Source organism: Prevotella sp. OH937_COT-195 (assembly GCF_003932845.1).
In the GTDB taxonomy this organism is placed as follows: Bacteria; Bacteroidota; Bacteroidia; order Bacteroidales; family Bacteroidaceae; genus Prevotella.
Genome location: NZ_RQZH01000001.1, coordinates 153,538 through 171,100, shown reverse-complemented (window position 1 = coordinate 171,100; position 17,563 = coordinate 153,538). Strand labels below are relative to the sequence as shown.

The 17,563-nt window shown below is 43.5% G+C and carries 19 protein-coding genes; 6 read left to right on the top strand and 13 right to left on the bottom strand.

The genetic code is table 11. The features are described from left to right. Positions 1 to 6: 6 nt before the first annotated feature. The 4 genes from EII32_RS00780 to EII32_RS00765 all read right to left on the bottom strand — a co-directional run bounded on the left by EII32_RS00780 (position 7) and on the right by EII32_RS00765 (position 3,477). Entirely contained in the window at positions 7 to 1,569 is a 1,563-nt protein-coding gene (locus EII32_RS00780; RefSeq protein ID WP_125233552.1) for an NADH-quinone oxidoreductase subunit C, read from the bottom strand. Further along, positions 1,566 to 2,315 carry an NADH-quinone oxidoreductase subunit B gene (locus EII32_RS00775; RefSeq protein WP_125233551.1) on the bottom strand — a complete coding sequence of 250 codons (750 nt, stop codon included), beginning with the start codon at positions 2,313 to 2,315 and terminating at the stop codon, positions 1,566 to 1,568. The genes EII32_RS00780 and EII32_RS00775 overlap by 4 nt, the downstream gene beginning before the upstream one ends. Then, positions 2,306 to 2,656, bottom strand: a complete 351-nt coding sequence (locus tag EII32_RS00770) for an NADH-quinone oxidoreductase subunit A (RefSeq protein WP_125233550.1) — start codon at positions 2,654 to 2,656, stop codon at positions 2,306 to 2,308. Before EII32_RS00770 ends, EII32_RS00775 begins: the two co-directional genes overlap by 10 nt. Before the next feature lie 143 nt (positions 2,657 to 2,799). After that, on the bottom strand, positions 2,800 to 3,477 hold the full coding sequence (locus EII32_RS00765; protein WP_125233549.1) for a hypothetical protein: 678 nt from the start codon (positions 3,475 to 3,477) through the stop codon (positions 2,800 to 2,802). Positions 3,478 to 3,628: 151 nt separating this feature from the next. Here EII32_RS00765 and EII32_RS00760 point away from each other — a divergent pair, with 151 nt between their 5' ends. From EII32_RS00760 to EII32_RS00745, 4 genes are all read left to right on the top strand, one after another. Continuing rightward, positions 3,629 to 4,810, top strand: a complete 1,182-nt coding sequence (locus EII32_RS00760) for an iron-containing alcohol dehydrogenase (RefSeq protein ID WP_125233548.1) — start codon at positions 3,629 to 3,631, stop codon at positions 4,808 to 4,810. A 551-nt stretch (positions 4,811 to 5,361) separates the two neighbouring features. Beyond that, on the top strand, positions 5,362 to 6,219 hold the full coding sequence (locus tag EII32_RS00755; protein ID WP_125233547.1) for an outer membrane protein assembly factor BamD: 858 nt from the start codon (positions 5,362 to 5,364) through the stop codon (positions 6,217 to 6,219). A gap of 25 nt (positions 6,220 to 6,244) precedes the next feature. Beyond that, positions 6,245 to 6,583, top strand: a complete 339-nt coding sequence (locus EII32_RS00750) for a DNA-directed RNA polymerase subunit omega (protein WP_125233546.1) — start codon at positions 6,245 to 6,247, stop codon at positions 6,581 to 6,583. Next, positions 6,583 to 7,041, top strand: coding sequence for a DUF4293 domain-containing protein (locus tag EII32_RS00745; protein ID WP_125233545.1), 459 nt, complete (start codon positions 6,583 to 6,585; stop codon positions 7,039 to 7,041). The genes EII32_RS00750 and EII32_RS00745 overlap by 1 nt, the downstream gene beginning before the upstream one ends. 133 nt (positions 7,042 to 7,174) lie before the next feature. Here EII32_RS00745 and EII32_RS00740 read toward each other — a convergent pair whose 3' ends face one another. The 3 genes from EII32_RS00740 to EII32_RS00730 form a co-directional block, all read right to left on the bottom strand. Then, a complete protein-coding gene (locus EII32_RS00740) occupies positions 7,175 to 7,696 on the bottom strand; it encodes a hypothetical protein (protein ID WP_125233544.1) in 522 nt (173 codons plus the stop codon). Between the two features lie 398 nt (positions 7,697 to 8,094). Next, positions 8,095 to 8,571: a 6,7-dimethyl-8-ribityllumazine synthase gene (gene ribH, locus EII32_RS00735; protein ID WP_125233543.1), complete on the bottom strand. Its 477-nt coding sequence runs from the start codon at positions 8,569 to 8,571 to the stop codon at positions 8,095 to 8,097. Between the two features lies 1 nt (position 8,572). After that, the gene (locus EII32_RS00730) at positions 8,573 to 9,271 is read right to left on the bottom strand and encodes a tetratricopeptide repeat protein (RefSeq protein WP_125233542.1); all 699 of its coding nucleotides are present in this window, start codon (positions 9,269 to 9,271) and stop codon (positions 8,573 to 8,575) included. A gap of 138 nt (positions 9,272 to 9,409) precedes the next feature. Here EII32_RS00730 and recF point away from each other — a divergent pair, with 138 nt between their 5' ends. Beyond that, positions 9,410 to 10,504, top strand: coding sequence for a DNA replication/repair protein RecF (gene recF, locus EII32_RS00725; protein WP_125233541.1), 1,095 nt, complete (start codon positions 9,410 to 9,412; stop codon positions 10,502 to 10,504). A gap of 77 nt (positions 10,505 to 10,581) precedes the next feature. Next, a complete protein-coding gene (locus tag EII32_RS00720; protein WP_125233540.1) occupies positions 10,582 to 10,872 on the top strand; it encodes a DUF721 domain-containing protein in 291 nt (96 codons plus the stop codon). A gap of 41 nt (positions 10,873 to 10,913) precedes the next feature. Here EII32_RS00720 and EII32_RS00715 read toward each other — a convergent pair whose 3' ends face one another. The 6 genes from EII32_RS00715 to EII32_RS00690 form a co-directional block, all read right to left on the bottom strand. After that, positions 10,914 to 11,444, bottom strand: a complete 531-nt coding sequence (locus tag EII32_RS00715; protein ID WP_125233539.1) for a 5-formyltetrahydrofolate cyclo-ligase — start codon at positions 11,442 to 11,444, stop codon at positions 10,914 to 10,916. Between the two features lie 82 nt (positions 11,445 to 11,526). Next, positions 11,527 to 13,170: a S41 family peptidase gene (locus EII32_RS00710; protein ID WP_125233538.1), complete on the bottom strand. Its 1,644-nt coding sequence runs from the start codon at positions 13,168 to 13,170 to the stop codon at positions 11,527 to 11,529. A gap of 46 nt (positions 13,171 to 13,216) precedes the next feature. Next, the gene (locus EII32_RS00705) at positions 13,217 to 13,642 is read right to left on the bottom strand and encodes a dCMP deaminase family protein (protein ID WP_125233537.1); all 426 of its coding nucleotides are present in this window, start codon (positions 13,640 to 13,642) and stop codon (positions 13,217 to 13,219) included. 15 nt (positions 13,643 to 13,657) lie between these two features. Beyond that, positions 13,658 to 15,763 (bottom strand): M3 family metallopeptidase, encoded by a 2,106-nt coding sequence (locus tag EII32_RS00700; RefSeq protein WP_125233610.1) that lies wholly within the window; start codon positions 15,761 to 15,763, stop codon positions 13,658 to 13,660. Between the two features lie 101 nt (positions 15,764 to 15,864). Beyond that, positions 15,865 to 16,503 carry a Crp/Fnr family transcriptional regulator gene (locus tag EII32_RS00695; protein WP_125233536.1) on the bottom strand — a complete coding sequence of 213 codons (639 nt, stop codon included), beginning with the start codon at positions 16,501 to 16,503 and terminating at the stop codon, positions 15,865 to 15,867. A gap of 39 nt (positions 16,504 to 16,542) precedes the next feature. Next, a complete protein-coding gene (locus EII32_RS00690) occupies positions 16,543 to 17,562 on the bottom strand; it encodes an FAD:protein FMN transferase (RefSeq protein WP_125233535.1) in 1,020 nt (339 codons plus the stop codon). Position 17,563 lies beyond the last annotated feature (1 nt).

Below are 17,563 nucleotides of genomic sequence, written 5' to 3'. Positions count from 1 at the left end.
TTTCTATTAGCGGTCAATATCCGGAATCACAAAATCCAATGCTGCCCCGGTTGTTATAAGGTCGGCAATTTTCCCTCCCCGCAGCATATCGTCCATGGCACCAATCAGTGTCAGTCCCATGGGACGCAGTTTCAGTCGGTACGGACTCTTATCTCCTCGTGAGTCGAGATATACACCAATTTCACCGCTCGTTCCTTCCACGGAGAAATACCATTGTCCTTCAGGCACCTTTATTATTGGCTTCTGCTTGATGTAGTATTCTCCCTCCGGAATATTATCTATAAGCTGTTCGATAATTCGTATGCTCTGTTTAAGTTCGTTTATACGAATCATGTAACGTCCCATAGAATCGCAAGTATCCCATGTTACCTGCTCCCATTCCACCTTGTCGTACATGGCGTATGGGTGGTTCTTGCGCACATCGTTCTTCCAGTTGCTTGCACGTCCCGACGCGCCGGACACTCCATGACTGATGATATTTTCTTTATCCATCTTACCTACGTTCTCGAAACGTTGGTGTGTTATTACGTTATCGCCAAACACGTCCATGTATTCCTTTATCATAGGTTTAAGATATTCGCAGAGTTTCTTCACGTTCTCCACGAAATTCGGGTCTATGTCATCTTGTAGTCCGCCAATGCGGTAGTAGTTTTGTATAAGCCGTCCTCCGGTGGTTTCTTCCATCACGTTGAGTACATGCTCGCGATCGCGCATACAATAAAGGAACGCGGTAAGTGCTCCAAGATCCTGAGCACAACATCCGAGATACAGCAGGTGTCCGTCTATACGTTGCAGTTCGTCCATTATCGTTCTTATATACTTAATGCGGTCGCTAAGTTCTATACCCATTGCTTCCTCTATCACCCCCACGAGTGCATGTCGGTGCATCATTGCCGATAAATAGTTGAGACGATCCGTGAGTGCAAGAGTCTGAGGATAAGTATATTCCTCACACATCTTTTCTATGCCGCGGTGTATGTATCCCATGTGCGGATAAATCTTCTTTATCGTCTCACCGTCTATAACAGTTTGCAATCGCAACACACCATGTGTTGACGGGTGCTGCGGTCCTATGTTTACCACATAATCGTCATCGGTGAACAGTTTATTTTGCTTAGCGGTCAGTTTTCCGTCTTCCGTGAGCGAATATTCCATACCGTACTCCGGTTCTTGGTCGTCTTCAAGCGAGTACCCTTCTTTTGCCTTGTAGTTTTTTCGGAACGGGTATCCCTCAAAGTCGCTTCTCAAGTACAGTCTACGCATGTCCGGATGTCCGAGGAATTTTATTCCGAAGAAATCATATACCTCGCGTTCCAGCAAGTCGGCGCATTTCCATATATAATATGTAGTAGGTATGACATAATCCTCGCCCGCCTGCTTTGCAATCATCTTAACGCTGATACGCTCGTTTGTATCGGTATTCTCAAGGATATAGATACATCCCAATCCTTCTTCTCCGAAATCTTCCCCCACGATTGTAACAAGGTAATCGAAGTGTTTTTTCTCTTTAAGGTTTGCCATTTCCGAGGCAAACTTTTCGAAATCGAATATAATGTTATCTAATTTCATTTCGTTGCCTCCTCTGTTTTTTGTTTAACATCGGGTGTTGCTTCTTTTACTGCATCGGCTTTTCCGTCAACAGTTTCTCGTTCCATCTTGAAATCTTCCGGCACATCTGTCACCACGATTTTTTTCTTTTCGTTTGCCAGTGCTCCGTTGCTAAGCCCAAGTTCGCGTTCTTCTTTGTTTTGTTTATGGTTTACTCCGCCGAAGAAATTCTCAATCTTCACCTTGCGTTGTAGTTGCATCATGCCGTACATAATTGCCTCCGGACGTGGCGGACAACCGGGTATGAACACATCTACCGGAACTATTTCCTCAATGCCTTTTACCACATGGTAACTCGACTTGAACGGTCCGCCGCTGATGGCGCAACCTCCCACGGCTATTACATACTTTGGCTCTGCCATCTCGTCATAAAGACGTTTCAACACGGGAGCCATTTTGTGGGTTATCGTACCTGCACACATGATGAGGTCGGCCTGACGCGGCGAGTTGCGCGTCACCTCAAATCCGAAACGCGCAAAGTCGTAGCGGGAACAGCCAACGGCCATAAACTCGATTCCGCAGCAACTCGTGGCAAATGTCAGCGACCACAAAGAGTTGGAACGTCCCCAGTTAACAAGTTGATCAAGATTGCCGGTAACGACATTAACTCCTCCTTCGTGGAGTTCGTCCACAATCTTCTCAAGCCCCTCGTTGTCCTTAAACTCTGCGTAAGGAATGCTCTTGATTTTAGGTTTTCTCACTTCCATTCCAACGCTCCTTTCCGCCAAGCGTATGCAAGGCCAAACACAAGTACTAACAGAAAGAATCCGATGCTGACAAGAGCCATCGGACCATACTGCTTAACAACCACAGCCCAAGGATAGAGGAAAAGAGTTTCCACATCGAACATGAGAAACAGGATTGCAAATAAGTAGTAACCAACAGACATAGGCATCCATGACGAACCACGCGTAGGAATACCACACTCAAAAGGTTCGCCCTTCACCTTGTTGTAGGAACGGGGACCGATAAGTTTCGCTATGACGTATGCCCCTGCCACCAATACGATAGCCGTCAGGAAGACGGTAATCAACAAAGTAAAATTCATAAAGATTTAGAATATATTATTTTTTTTGATTTCTCAATCGGCTGCAAAGGTAATAATTAATTTATAAACGAAAGAGTTAAAAAGAGAAAAATATACCTTGCATTTGCCTTTTATTTCCAAACGAGTTAAAAGACATTGATATTTTAATGTTTCAACTGCATAATCTTGCTTATATCTGCCTCTATCTGTGCCATGAAAGAGTTTACTTTTGCAAAGTTTTTCAAGTCGCGGAAAGCAATGGCATGCCCCATTACGGAAACCTCCTTGTCTTTACATACGAACATTCCGGATGATGATACTGCGGCATTCAACTGATATATGTCATGATTCTGATAAGAAAAATAAACCTGTGCCGCACTGCTCTTCCATTTATAAGAATTTACATCGGCACTCAAAGCTCCGTCTGCATATATAGGCAACATACCATGCGCATCGAGCATGAGACTGTCAAAAAAATCTGTCTTGGCACTATACATCGCATCCGTATTTCCTTTACATAATATAAGTACATCGTCAACACCCGGCACGTTGCGCATTACGAAAATCGAATCGCCCAGAAGGCGGATATCGCTCTCCGGCAATCCGATAAGAGTATTGCCGCTAACCTTGCCGAGACAAATATCGGTAACAATAACATTATCAGGATAATTGCCGGGATTTGAACATACCAAATGCACGGGATAATATTTTGTTGTGTCGATTACCGACAGCAACTCTACTTTAACATCAACACCTTCGGCGGCCATGCCGTCATTCTTTGCATCTCCCATGGCACAAGAAATGCAAATGAACAATGATATTACAAACAGCAATCGTGACATACTTCTATTTCTATGTGATTGCAAAGTTAACATTATTTTTTCAAGAAACAAAAATTGACATACCAAAAACAGAAACTTATTTTTCTTCACAAAACCAATGTATTCCCAATTATTTTTCCTACTTTTGCATATCATAATATTTTTGACAACTATGAAAGACTTCAATTATTATTCACCCACCCAAGTGGTGTTTGGCAGCCAATCGGAAGACAAAGCGGCTGACTTGGTAAAAAAACATGGCGGTACGAAAGTATTAGTACACTACGGGGGCGGCAGTGCCAAGAAAAGCGGATTGCTCGATAAAATGCTACGACTTCTCGATGAAAAAGGTATCAGCCACATAGAATTTGGAGGTGTTGTCCCCAATCCTTTGCTGTCAATGGTGTATGAAGGTATTGACATTTGTCGCAAAGAGAATGTCGATTTTATACTCGCAGTAGGTGGCGGCAGCGTAATCGACTCTTCCAAGGCAATAGCCTATGGAACATGCTACGACGGCGACGTGTGGGATTTTTGGGATGGAAAAGCAACTCCAAAAGCAGCCTTACCCATAGGGGCGGTGCTTACCATCCCCGCAGCAGGCAGCGAGATGAGTGACAGTTGCGTGATAACAAAAGACAAGGGACTGCTCAAGCGTGGTTTCAACAGCGATTTATGCCGATGCCGATTCGCCATAATGAATCCGGAACGAACATTTACCCTGCCTCCATACCAGACGGCTGCGGGAGCCACGGACATTATGATGCACACGATGGAGCGTTATTTCTGCCGTCATCAAGACATGACACTGACCGACTCCATTGCCGAGGCTCTGCTGCGAACGGTGAGAGATTGCACACTCGACGTTATGCGCAACCCCGAAGACTACCGTGCAAGAGCGCAAATAATGTGGGCAGGCAGTCTGAGCCACAACAATCTTACAGAGTGCGGACTCGAAAAGGACTTCGCCACACATCGCCTCGAACACGAGCTAAGCGCACTTTTCGGCGTAACACACGGTGCAGGTCTCGCTGCGACATGGCCCGGTTGGGCACGATACATGATGCCGCGCCACACCTCGCGCTTCGTACAATTCGCCGTGAACGTAATGGGAGTGACAAATGATTTCTCTTCGCCGATACAGACGGCAGAAAAAGGTATTACGGCATTCGAACACTTCCTGCACGATATAGGCATGCCCATTACCATCAGTGAGATGCTGGGACGCGAAATTACCGATGACGAGATAGAACTTCTTTCCGAAAAATGCAGCCGCGGAGGCACAATAACAATAGGTTCGCTTGAGCGTCTCGGAAAGAAAGAAATGATTGAAATATATAATCTTGCCAAATAACACAACGCTTTCATTGACTACAGATTACACAATATTCTGTAGTCAATGCTCACTATATCGAAACAATAGTTTCACACACTAAACCAAACAAAGTAAATTTATAAAAGTCATTTTTATGTAATGCACAACGGTGCGCATGCCGGCATCTTTCAACAGTAATAATTCCATTACTTTTCACAACTTTGTGTATTCCGTTCCCGTTTTGTGGCATTACGACAAGCAATTTCAGCGGTTTTGCAAAGCAAATTCGCCGAAATTGAACTGCAAAACCGCCGAAATTGCTACCTCACCGATATTTATCTTGATAATTATATCGTTACTCTGATTATACCAATGATTTGTATGTTCATTCACGTTTTTTTGGCAACAAATAGTACATTGGCAATACCGACACATATCTCAATACCCGAGAAACAGCATCTTTATGTCCCGTAGGTTTTGCTTTTTATTCCAAAAAGAACTCGGAACATCCCCACTTTTAACTAAAAAAAGCATTGTGTGCTTTGCAGTTAATAGAAATATGTGTAATTTTGCACCTAAATTTCCACATAATGAAAAAGATTGTTCTATCGGCTTTTGTCACAGTCTTGTTGCTAAGCGGTTGTGCCGCAGAATTTAACAAGGTTTATAAGTCAGGCAATGCAGAGTATAAATATGAATATGCGAAAGAGTGTTTCGCGATGGGTAAATATATCCGCGCCGTGACCCTGCTTCAAGAACTTGTCACTATTGAAAAAGGAACGGATAACGGTGAGGAATGCCTGTATATGTTGGCGATGGCAGAATATCTTTCGAAAGACTACCAAACAGCAGCCGAATATTTCAAGAAGTATTTCCAAGCATACCCAAAAGGAACTTATGCGGAAATGGCCGCTTTTTACATTGGCGAAAGTCTGTACATGAGTGCACCTGAACCGCGACTCGATCAGACACCCACATACACAGCCATTACGGCTTATCAGGAATATCTCGACATTTTCCCAAATGCCGCCAAGAAATATGAGGCTCAGAAGAAACTCATGGAACTACAAGACAAACTTGTGCAGAAAGAACTTGCCACATCGGAGTTGTACTACAATCTTGGTTCTTATTTCGGTAACTGTCTCAGCGGAGGAAGCAACTATGAAGCCTGTGTGATAACAGCAGAAAATGCGCTGAAAGATTATCCTTTCTGCAAAGAACGTGAAAAATTCGCAACACTAATAATGAAAAGCAAGTACGAACTTGCCGAGCAAAGTGTGGAATCGAAAAAACTTGAACGTTTTCGAGATGCCGAGGACGAATGCTACGGATTTATAAACGAATATCCTGACTCGAAAGAACGTACAACGGCAGAAAAATACATAGAGAGATGCAAGAAATTCATAGGCTCGGGGAAAAACTCGGAAGAGATTGCAACAAAAGAATAAGGAAACAATAAATCAATATAAAGAAATGGATTACAGAAAGTCAAAAGCACCGGTAAACACTGTTACACGCAACATTATGGATCTTTGTGAAGGTACGGGGAACATCTATGAAAGCGTGTCGGTAATATCAAAAAGGGCAAACCAGATTTCGGCAGAGATAAAGCAAGACCTCAGCAAAAAATTGGCAGAATTTGCCTCTTATAACGATAGTTTGGAGGAAGTGTTTGAAAATCGCGAACAGATAGAGATTTCTCGCTATTACGAGAAACTGCCGAAAGCCACGTTGCTTGCAACACAAGAATTCGTTGACGGTAATGTTGTATGGCGCGACCTTAATAAGGAACCGCAAAACGAAGTGGAATAATGCTTCAGCGCAAACAGACCGTTTTCCTTTTACTGGCACTCGTACTTACCATGATATGCTTGTGCCTCCCCGTGGGATTATTCTATCAAGAGGGTATGCAGCCATCGTCACTGATGCTAAACTTGTGGGTTAAAATGCCCGATGGTTCTCACGACTACTCGGTTTGGCCAATGTTCGCCCTGCTATTACTCTCTTGCCCGATAATGGTAACTGCCATATTGACATATAAGAACCGGATGTTCCAAAGCCGAATGTGCGTGATTTCAATGCTGCTCATGCTTGCATGGTATGCCGCATACGCAATGTTTGGATTTGTCGTTCCATGTGTTGGCGGAGCATCGTTTACCCCGTCGATTGCAACTGCATTACCATTGGTAAACATGATACTTTTGTTCTTTGCACGTCGTGGTATTCTTGCCGATGAGGCTATGGTTCGTGCAGCAGACAGAATACGATAAGTTTTGTACTCAATATAAAAATCGGTCATTGTTATTTTTCTTTCTTCAAGTAAGTGGAAAATAACAATGACCGATTTCGTTTTTATATTCAAAGAAATTCCCTCGTTACAACCCGAGACCTTTGGCTGCTTTATCAAGAGTTTCGTTTGTCTTCTCCTTTTACTTCCTTTTTTGTCTGCTCTGTTGTTTCGCCTACTTTCTTACCTGCAACGTTTGTCACGTTCTTAATATCCTCCTTGACATTTTCCGCAGCCTCTTTCCCTGCTCCCAATGCATCAACGGGGATAGCCTTTACAGCGTCAACAAGGTTGTTTAGTGATTCGTTATCACCTATTACATCCTTCACTTTCTCTGAATTATTGGCGAGAAAATCCTGCACTTGTTTTACGAGAGTCTTTGCTTCCTCAAGTTTTCCTTGCTCTGTAAGAGTCTTTATTTTCTCGTTCATCGTCGTAAGTACGCTCTGCATTCCTGCGGTATCTTTGGAGTCGAGTTTAGCTCCAAGTTCTTCCATCATGTCTTTTTCTTCATGCGTCTCCACGACAGGAGTGCTTACAGAGTCTGCTTCTTCGACAGTCCCCTTGCTTGTGTTGGATGTGCAATTTGTAAATGAGATTGCGGCGGCAACAACTGCCATAAACATTATTTTTTTCATAACATTGTTTGTTTTATTGTTTAGAAATAATTAAATTAAATACAAATATAGTCCTAAACTGCATTGGTTGTTCTTTTTGTTTAGAACGTTTAACATACTATTGCTTTATAACATTATAACAACATCATTTATAGAGTGAGATATATTAAATTTTGATTGCCGAATTATAAGAATGATTTTCGAGGTCAAATTATCAGCAAGCGAAGAAATGAATCCTGCATTATAACCGGCAGATGTTATAATTTGAGCCGAAAAAGGTCGAATGAGGTAAAAAATGACAATGTATGAAGCAAAATATAAAATTTTCTCACTATGAGAATTTTATAGAAATCATATTAAAATAATAGCGGTAAAACCGTAATTTCCGGTTTTGCCGCTACCATGAATTGATTATTTTTTCAGAACTTGGCCATTTTTATGGCTACCACGGCACACTCGTTCCCTTTGTTCCCGAGTCTTCCTCCGGCACGCTCTTGTGCCTGCGGTAGGTCGTTTGTGGTAAGCAGACCGTAGATTACCGGTGTCTGACTTGTCGCGTTGAGTTCTGCTATGCCTTGTGTCACGCCCTGACAAATATAGTCGAAATGTGGTGTTTCTCCCCGAATGACGCTTCCAAGGATTATTACCGCATCGTAACCATCGTTCAATGTCATCTGATGTGCTCCATATACAAGTTCAAAACTGCCCGGAACTGTTTTTATGTGGATGTTCTCCGGTAGTGCTCCGTGTTTCTCCAACGTACTTACTGCACCGTCAAGAAGTGCTCCGGTTATCTCCGGATTCCACTCTGAAACAACAATGCCGAAACACATGTTAGACGCATCAGGCACTTTGTCCGGATCGTAACTCGAGAGATTGTGAAGTGCTGTTGCCATTCTATTTTACTGAAGCACGCTCAATGTACTTGTCTATCTCTTGATAAACCATTGAGTTGATATACTTCTTTTTTATGTCTTGATAAATCTTGAGAGCCTCGTCTTTCTTGCCCTGCTGTATAAGTATGTCTCCGGCATATAGCAAAAATTGCGGTGAGATAGAGTTGTTCACTCCGTCTTCAGCACGACTGTCTGCCATCTCTGCTGCTTTTTTGTATGTATCCACGGCCTTATCCAACTGGTTGGTGTTGGCATACGCCGCAGCCATGGCATTCACTGCTGCCGGTGCCACGAGAGCATCGTCTGTGGTGGAATAAGTCTCAAAACTCTTCAGTGCCTCATTCCATTTATTCTGCTTTGCAAAACATATACCTGCATATAGGTTTGCCAAGTTGCCGGCATCTGTGTTGCCATACTCTTCTGCAATCTTCAAGAAACCGGCATACGAAACCTTGTCGCCATTGAGAGCCTTGTCATACTGCTCTGTTTCAAGGTACTGCTGCCCCTTTGCCAACTCGGTGCTTGCTTTGTTTGCACGAGGTTCGAGATAAAAATTCTTGAAAATAAAGAAACCCAGCACAACCACTACTAAGGCTGCGACAGCGATTAAGATAGGCTTGCGATACTGAATGAACAAAGCCTCCTTCTTGTTTAGAGCGTCATTTGCTTCGACGTTCCTCGTAACATCTTTTTTTGCCATTATAATCTTGTTTTGTTTAATCTTACGTTGTTTGGGTTGCAAAATTAGTGATTTTATCTAACATACTGAAACTTTTAATGTTTTTTTTTCCCCATCTCCGAAATAATTCCGAAATTTGCAAACAGAACCATTACGCTGATGATATTAAAGAAACTCTCAATACTCAATTACAAGAACATTGCCGAGGCAGAATTGGAACTGTCACCGAAGATGAACTGTCTTGTTGGCAACAACGGGGAGGGGAAAACCAATCTGCTCGACGCAGTATATTACTTGTCATTCTGCCGTAGTGCCGGTACCAACATCGATTCGCATGTGATACGCCACGGTGAAGACTTTTTCATGCTTCAAGGTATCTATGAAAGAGAGAACGGCAACGAAGAACAAGTATATTGCGGAATGAAGCGTGGTACCAAAAAACATTTTAAACGCAACAAAAAGGAGTATAGGAAGTTATCCGAACACATCGGGCTGCTGCCACTGATTATGATTTCACCGTCGGACACGATACTTATTGATGGTGGTAGCGAGGAGCGGCGCCGACTTATGGATGTTGTAATATCACAATATGACAGTAATTATCTTGAGTCGCTCAACCGATACGGTAAGGCGTTGATGCAACGCAATTCTCTGCTGAAACTTGAAGTGGAACCGGATGCCGCGCTGCTTGACATTTGGGAAGAACAAATGGCACGCGAAGGAGAGTTGCTATATGACAAGAGAAAGGATTTCATAGAGTCGATGTCACCTGTTTTCCGGCATATATATCAACGTATATCGGAGGGCAAAGAGCAGGTAAGTTTACACTATGTATCTCACTGTCAACGAGGTTCGTTAATTGACGTAATACGCCGCGACCGTCAGAAAGACCGCATTATGGGTTATTCGCTGCATGGAGTCCACCGCGACGATATTGAAATGATGATTGGAGATTACCTGATTAAGCGCGAAGGAAGCCAAGGACAGAGCAAGACTTTTGTCACTGCCCTGAAACTTGCACAGTTGCTTTTTTTAAAAAATAAAGTAGGAACGGCACCCATGCTTTTGCTTGACGACATCTTCGACAAACTTGATGCCGGACGCGTGGAACAGATAATACGGCTCGTGGGAACGGAAGATTTCGGACAGATTTTCATTACTGACACCAACCGCAGTCACATCGACAAAATCCTTGAAAGCAGTGGTACTGACTATTGTCTGTTCAAAGTTGAAAACGGAAAGATTGAGAACTGACAAATGGGAAATTATAATTGAAAATGAGGAAAGCGGGAAAGTGGCTGTCAGAAAATTGTTTTTAATTTGTTATTGTTATGTTTAGACGGAAAGTATTGGCATTATCGGAGGTATTGAACAAGACATTGCGACAAAACGGAATGGAAACTCCCATTCTGCAAAAACGCCTTATCGATTCTTGGGAAACAGTGGTAGGGCATACCGCATCGCTATATACCTCTGACAAATTCATACGCAATCAGATGTTATTCGTAAAAATAACCAATCCCGCATTGCGTGCCGATCTTAACATGATGCGCACTCAACTCGTGGCACGTCTCAACAAATGTGTCGGAGTACGACTTATAACAGACATACGTATTTACTGATATTATGATATGCCCAAACGGTTTAAACGGGTTATGAACACTTATACTATCTCGTCCATCTTAATATCGTTCTCGTTGGCAGGAATGCCGGGCAAGCGTTGGAAATCGAAACAGACACCCATCTTATAGGCATTGACAAGTTTTGGCAACATGCGGTCATAATATCCTTTTCCCCTACCAAGACGATTGTTGCGACTGTCGAAAGCCATACCGGGTATTACGGCAAGGTCTATGCCGGCATAGTCTTCAAACAGTTCGCCCGATGGTTCCATGATGTTAAAGAAACCATCTTGCAGATCTTCCGGACCTGTATATCGGCGCAGTTCCATCTCTGTATCACTTATGACTTTGGGTAACAGTACTATCTTTCCTTGTTCTAAAACACGGTCAACCGCATCGTGTGTATCCACTTCGTCGTTGAGCGAATAGTACATCAACACTGTATTTGCTGATTTCATCTTAGGACTTGCCATAAGTCTTTTGATGACAGAAATCGACATTTCCGACAGTTGCTGCGAAGTGAACCGTCCCTTTTGCATCCTTATGAATTTTCTTAAATCTTTCTTTTCCATCTTAAACACTTATCAATGGTATTCATGCCATCGTTTACTCGCAACAATCAGCCACGCGTCGTTGCACCGGCAATGTTTTCTTTCAATTCAAGTTTTTCTTCGTTGCAGGTTTTCCCGGGAAAGCCTCGCCTTTTTTAAACACATCAAGTGCTTTCCTTATTACAGGGTCATCTTGGTTAATGTATTGCGTCCAAGCCTGCTCATTTAAAATATTATATATTATGCGACTGTTGATATACCGGTCAAGCAGATTATGACTCTTTCGTATCATAAGGTTTCTCCGCTGCAATCCGTGGCTCGATGCATAACTTGCGAAACGTTCCACGAGGTTCTGTCTTCTCAGATAATCAGACAATTCCATCATTTCCTTGAAATTATTCAGTTTCAAACGGTTGTCATCTGTGTATGTAAATGCGAACTGAAGTATCAATCCCCTCATCGCAGCTTCCTTATAGTAAGAAGTAATACCGAGAGTATCTTCCGGCACAAATATGTCTGGTGTGATTCCACCACCTCCATACACATATCTTCCTATGCGTGTTTTGTATGGCTTACCAACATGCTTTATGCTGTCTTGCGAGAAAAATTCGCCGTGTTCGTATCTGTTTATAAGGTCTTGTTCGTATCCTGCACCATCACCTATACTGTAAGGTTTTTGGATACATCTACCCGAGGGTGTGTAGTATCTGGCTATGGTAAGGCGTATCATGGAACCGTCGTTGAACGGAATTTGCTCCTGTACAAGTCCTTTTCCGAATGACCTCCTTCCTATTATAGTACCACGGTCGTTGTCCTGTATTGCTCCGGCAAGAATTTCCGATGCCGATGCCGATGACTCGTTAATCAACACAACCAATGGCATCTTCTGGAACGCACCGCGCCCATCACTCTTATAATCCTGTCTCGGAGACCTGCGACCTTCGGTATATACTACAAGTTGATTTGCGGGAAGGAACTCCTGTGCCATAAGTACTGCCGATTTGAGCAGTCCTCCGGTATTGTCGCGCAGGTCGAGAATGATGTTCGACATGCCTTCGTTCGTGAGTTTTGCCAATGCTATCGTCATCTCGTCGTATGTATGTTCGCCGAAATTCTTTACCTTTATATATCCAGTCTCATTGTCAATCATATATGCTGCGGTAATACTCTTCATGGGTATTTCTCCCCTTGTGATGGTAAAATATTTAGGTTTCTTCTCTCCATATCTCACCACTCCGATTTTTACCTTGGTGTCTTTCTGTCCTTTCAGCCGCCTGATTGCCTCCCCGTTATTCGCCGCCTTGCCCACGAAAGGTTTATCATTGATGCTGACAATCTTGTCACCGGCGATTACTCCGGCTTTCTCAGCCGGTCCGTTTTCGATAACTCTCTGTACATGTAGCGTGTCATTGCGTATAACAAACTCTATTCCAACTCCAAAGAACGAGCCTTTCAAGTCTTCCGTTGCCATTTGCACCTCTTTCGCACTAATATATACCGAATGAGGGTCAAGTTCGGCGAGTATCTGCGGCATTGCCTTTTCTACGAGCGAGTCAATGTTTACTTTGTCAACATATTGGTCGTTGATTATGTGTAACAAGTTGTTCAGTCTGTTACTTCCGTTGTTAATTATGTTCAGTCTGTTGCCGGAAAACCTGCTGGTAAAGAACGTACCGATTAATATTCCCGCCATTACGCAGACCGCCATCAGCAGAGGCATGTACCGGTTATTCTTATTTTGTTTCATATTTTATTGCTATGAGTAATTTATTGTTCCTTATATCCAATAGTCATTATGAGTCCAATTCGTGCAGCACTACCTCTATTCCGGCACGTTTGAGCAAGTTGACACCTTCTTCAAGTCTGTATTTCTCTCCATACACCACACGTTTTATACCCGCTTGTATTATCAGTTTCGAGCATTCTATACATGGCGATGCCGTAACGTATAATGTCGAGCCGTCGCTGTTGTTCGAACTTCTCGCCAGTTTCGTAATAGCGTTGGCCTCGGCATGCAGGACATACGGCTTTGTAACGTTGTTGTCATCTTCGCATACGTTCTCAAAACCACTCGGTGTTCCGTTGTATCCGTCACTGATTATCATCTTGTCCTTCACCACGAGAGCCCCGACTTTTCGCCGTTGGCAGTAACTATTCTCTGCCCATATACGAGCCATTCGCAAGTATCGCGAGTCAAGTCTTTTTTGTTTCTCGTCCATAGTGGTATATATGTATTATTTCTTGTTTCGTCTCCCTACCCTACTTGTCTTGATGCCGTTTCTCCGAAGAAGGGCATCAATGGTTGGTTCTCCTCCTCGGAAGCGTTTGTAGAGTGTCATTGGATGTTCCGTACCTCCGCGCGACAGAATGTTGTCTCTGAAACTCTGTGCCGTCTCTCGGTTGAATATTCCGTGCTTCTTAAACACATTGAAAGCATCTGCATCAAGCACTTCTGCCCATTTGTAACTATAATATCCTGCGGCATATCCGCCGGCCATGATATGTGAGAACTGCACCGTCATGCATGTTTCCAATTTGTGTCGTTTTTTCGACACAACAGCCTTTGCCCATGCCTTGCGTTCGAACTGTATTATATCTTCGTCGAACTCATCGCGCTTGGTGTAATATGCCATGTCGAGCAATCCGAGACTGACTTGCCTCATACATGCCATTGCTGCCATAAAGTTCCGGCTTTTGACAATTCGGTCTATCAGTTCATCCGGTATGGCCTCACCTGTCTTATAATGAAATGCGAAAGTGCTAAGAAACTCTTTCTCCACGGAAAAATTCTCCATAAACTGCGAAGGAAGTTCCACGAAATCCCATAACACATTTGTTCCCGAGAGGCTCTCGAATCTGCTGTTAGCAAATATTCCGTGCAGCGAATGCCCAAACTCGTGCAAGAAAGTCTCCACCTCATCAAGCGTTAACAATGCCGGTTTCTCATCGGTAGGTTTCGTCAAATTCATTACCACACTTACATGCGGTCGTATATTTTCGCCTTTCCGATCGATGAACTGCCCTTGGTATTCCGTCATCCAAGCCCCCCCCTGTTTTCCTTTACGCGGATGAAAATCGGCATAAAACACGGCGAGGAACGAACCGTCCCGGTCGAACACCTCATAAGCCTTCACATCGGGATGATATACCGGTATATCGTTTTTCTCCCTGAAAGTTATTCCATACAATTTGTTGGCAAGCCCGAACACACCTTCTATAACGCGTGACAACTCGAAATACGGTCTCAACATCTCACTATCGAGATTGTATTTCTTCATCTGCAACTTATGCGAATAAAAGCCTTTGTCCCACGGCATCATCTCAAAGTTTTTCCCTTCGGTACGCCTTGCGAGCCTTTCCAGTTCGTCGTGTTCTTTCTCTGCAGCAGGTTTGTAAGCATCTATGAGTTGGTTCAACAGTCGATACACATTGCGCGTGTTTCCCGCCATGCGGCGTTTCAGCACATAGTCTGCGTAAGTATTGTAGCCAAGCAGTTGAGCCACCTCGCGTCTAAGGTTCACAAGACGCTTACATACCTCTATATTGTTCTCATCGTTGTCGTGTATGCATACAGAGTTCCGTGCCATATACAGTTTCTCGCGCAGGTCACGTCGTGTGCTGTATGTCATAAAAGGACCGAAACTCGGGTAGTCTAATGTTACCACCCATCCCTCTTTTCCTCGTTCTTTGGCTGCCATTGCCGCCGCCTCGCGTGCCGTCTCCGGCAGTCCGTCAAGTTCTTTCTCGTCTGTGAGATGTAGTATGAAAGCCTTATTTTCCTTCAACAGATTTTGCGAAAATTGCAGCGACAGCATAGAGGCTTCCTCCGTCAGTTTGCGGAGTCGTTCCTTCCCTGCCTCATCAAGCAATGCACCCGAACGCACAAAACTCTGATAACTATTCTCAAGCAGTTGTTTTTCTTCCGATGTAAGTTTTCGGTGATACCTGTGTACATACTTCACTCTTTCGAAGAGTTTCTCGTTGAGCATCATATCGTTGGCATGTTTTGTCAGCATCGGTTGAATTTTCTGTGCCAGCGCATCCATCTCGTCGTTTGTCTCGGCACTAAGCAGGTTGAAGAATACGGTACTTACCTTGCCGAGCAGACCGTAATATCCATCATCGTCTTCTTTGGTTACGAGAGTGTTGTCGAAAGTAGGTTTTTCGGGGTTGTTGATTATTTTGTCAAGTTGTTCGTTATCCCGTCTGATGCCTTCAGCGAATGCTTCTTCATAGTCTTCGAGCCTTATCTCGTTGAAAGGCACCGTCTCGTGCGGTGTATTATATTTCAGAAAGAACGGATTTCGGTGTTCAGTCTTATCTTTGCTTACATTGTCCATAATAATGTTTATCAACTTTCTCTCATGTATTTTCTTTAATGTGCAAAGTTAATAAAATAATTCCGTGTTGATGCTTAACGTCTGAAAATTTAACTAATATTTCACTCATTCAGACGCTCAAGTGCAGGAATGTCCATCGTTGCACGGCTGTGTTTGAGAAGACCTTCGTTTTCGAGTGCGGCAAGACAACTCGATACGTTTATCCGGCTTTCGCCTATCTGTTCGGCCAACACTTCCATCTTTATCTTCATCGTTTTGTGTCCGACCGCTGTCTGACATCTCTTTTCAACGAAAGCAAATATTTTCCTACGTATATCTTGTGGTGGTTTCTGCCATTGCATGTGCGACAATCTCTGTACTTTTGTGCATAAAATGTTGAGCATGTTTATTCTGAAAATGTCAAACTCTGCCATAAGTTTTGTCACCTCGTTCTTTCCTATATACACCATTCTGCATTCTGTCGTTGCGATGAATGTCTTGGTGTATATCTGTTTCAGTCCGAAAAGACATTCCGGCTGTATCATTGCCGGTGCTCCGAATGTCTCGCCTATGCTGTAACTTCCATCATAAGCATTCGTAACAGCCTCCATCTCGCCTTGCATAAGGAAACATAGGTTGACGCATTTTTTTCCTTCATTAATCACCACCTTGTTCTTTCCATGTTTCGAGAATCCCAACCGAGTATGTGCAACGACATTTTCAATATCGTTACGGCTCATTCCCTGAAACAAAGGGAGCATCAAAAGTTGGTCGTGCAGGCGCAATTTATATTTATTGTTTCAGTTGCCAATCTTCCCTTCGAGCGACGGAGAAAACCACACTTCGTTTTTCCCGCCCTCGCCGGCATAAATTAGATATACCATTAAATCAGGATGTTTCTCAAGCACACGCTTCGTTCCTTCCATGCCGAGCACCATGAATGCCGTGGCGTACGCATCGGCAGTGGCACAGTCTTTAGTAATAACCGTTGCAGAGAGAATGTTGTGTTGCACCGGTTTTCCTGTCTTAGGGTTGATGGTGTGTGCATATTTCTTACCGTCTTTGTAGTAGAACTTACGATAATTTCCGCTCGTAGCCATTGCCTTGTCAGTAAGATTGAGGACTGTCTGCAACTCCCCGTCGATGCTCAGTGAGTCTTCAACCGGCTTCGTTACACCTATTTTCCAAGGCAGTCTTTTCTCGCTGTTGCCGCTCGTCACAATTTCTCCTCCTATCTCTACCATAAAGTTCTTCACATCGTTACTGCGCAACAACCGTGCAACCACATCGCTGCCGTAACCCTTTGCTATTGCACTGAAATCGAGCATCGTGCGCGGGTCTGTTTTCTTCGGCACGAATGCCTTGCCCTCATTCACTACTCTAAACTTATCGTTGCCAACAAAAGCCAATATACTATCTACCTGATGTCCGGTCGGCATTTGTTTGGTCTTGAAACCGAAGCCCCAAGCATTTACCAACGGTGCGACTGTTATGTCGAATGCCCCGTTGCTTTCTTTGTTTACTGTCTGTGCAAGTTCGTACACCTCCATAAACATTTCGCCGAGCACGGTTTTTTCTCCACGGTTTATTTTCGATACCGTAGAATTCCGGTTATACATCGAGAACTCGTCGTCAACGGTTTTTAGAACAGCCTCTATCTCGCTCTTCAAGTTCTTGTCAGATTGGTAAGTTATGTTGTAGAACGTACCAAACACCTCGCCGGTATCATGCTGATATGGCATTGTCTGTTGTTGTTTGATTATCAATATTGTACCAACAACGAGTACTACGAGGAATAGAATTTGAAAAAAACGTTTCATA

Coding starts and splice junctions, on each gene's coding strand:
- EII32_RS00755 (WP_125233547.1), top strand. CDS start 5,362: ATGAAAAAGATTGTTCTATCGGCTTTTGTCACAGTCTTGTTGCTAAGC.
- EII32_RS00750 (WP_125233546.1), top strand. CDS start 6,245: ATGGATTACAGAAAGTCAAAAGCACCGGTAAACACTGTTACACGCAAC.
- EII32_RS00730 (WP_125233542.1), bottom strand. CDS start 9,271: ATGGCAAAAAAAGATGTTACGAGGAACGTCGAAGCAAATGACGCTCTA.
- EII32_RS00760 (WP_125233548.1), top strand. CDS start 3,629: ATGAAAGACTTCAATTATTATTCACCCACCCAAGTGGTGTTTGGCAGC.
- EII32_RS00700 (WP_125233610.1), bottom strand. CDS start 15,763: ATGGACAATGTAAGCAAAGATAAGACTGAACACCGAAATCCGTTCTTT.
- EII32_RS00695 (WP_125233536.1), bottom strand. CDS start 16,503: ATGCTCCCTTTGTTTCAGGGAATGAGCCGTAACGATATTGAAAATGTC.
- EII32_RS00715 (WP_125233539.1), bottom strand. CDS start 11,444: ATGGAAAAGAAAGATTTAAGAAAATTCATAAGGATGCAAAAGGGACGG.
- EII32_RS00705 (WP_125233537.1), bottom strand. CDS start 13,642: ATGGACGAGAAACAAAAAAGACTTGACTCGCGATACTTGCGAATGGCT.
- EII32_RS00765 (WP_125233549.1), bottom strand. CDS start 3,477: ATGTCACGATTGCTGTTTGTAATATCATTGTTCATTTGCATTTCTTGT.
- EII32_RS00770 (WP_125233550.1), bottom strand. CDS start 2,656: ATGAATTTTACTTTGTTGATTACCGTCTTCCTGACGGCTATCGTATTG.
- EII32_RS00740 (WP_125233544.1), bottom strand. CDS start 7,696: ATGAAAAAAATAATGTTTATGGCAGTTGTTGCCGCCGCAATCTCATTT.
- ribH (WP_125233543.1), bottom strand. CDS start 8,571: ATGGCAACAGCACTTCACAATCTCTCGAGTTACGATCCGGACAAAGTG.
- EII32_RS00780 (WP_125233552.1), bottom strand. CDS start 1,569: ATGAAATTAGATAACATTATATTCGATTTCGAAAAGTTTGCCTCGGAA.
- EII32_RS00690 (WP_125233535.1), bottom strand. CDS start 17,562: ATGAAACGTTTTTTTCAAATTCTATTCCTCGTAGTACTCGTTGTTGGT.
- EII32_RS00710 (WP_125233538.1), bottom strand. CDS start 13,170: ATGAAACAAAATAAGAATAACCGGTACATGCCTCTGCTGATGGCGGTC.
- recF (WP_125233541.1), top strand. CDS start 9,410: ATGATATTAAAGAAACTCTCAATACTCAATTACAAGAACATTGCCGAG.
- EII32_RS00745 (WP_125233545.1), top strand. CDS start 6,583: ATGCTTCAGCGCAAACAGACCGTTTTCCTTTTACTGGCACTCGTACTT.
- EII32_RS00720 (WP_125233540.1), top strand. CDS start 10,582: ATGTTTAGACGGAAAGTATTGGCATTATCGGAGGTATTGAACAAGACA.
- EII32_RS00775 (WP_125233551.1), bottom strand. CDS start 2,315: ATGGAAGTGAGAAAACCTAAAATCAAGAGCATTCCTTACGCAGAGTTT.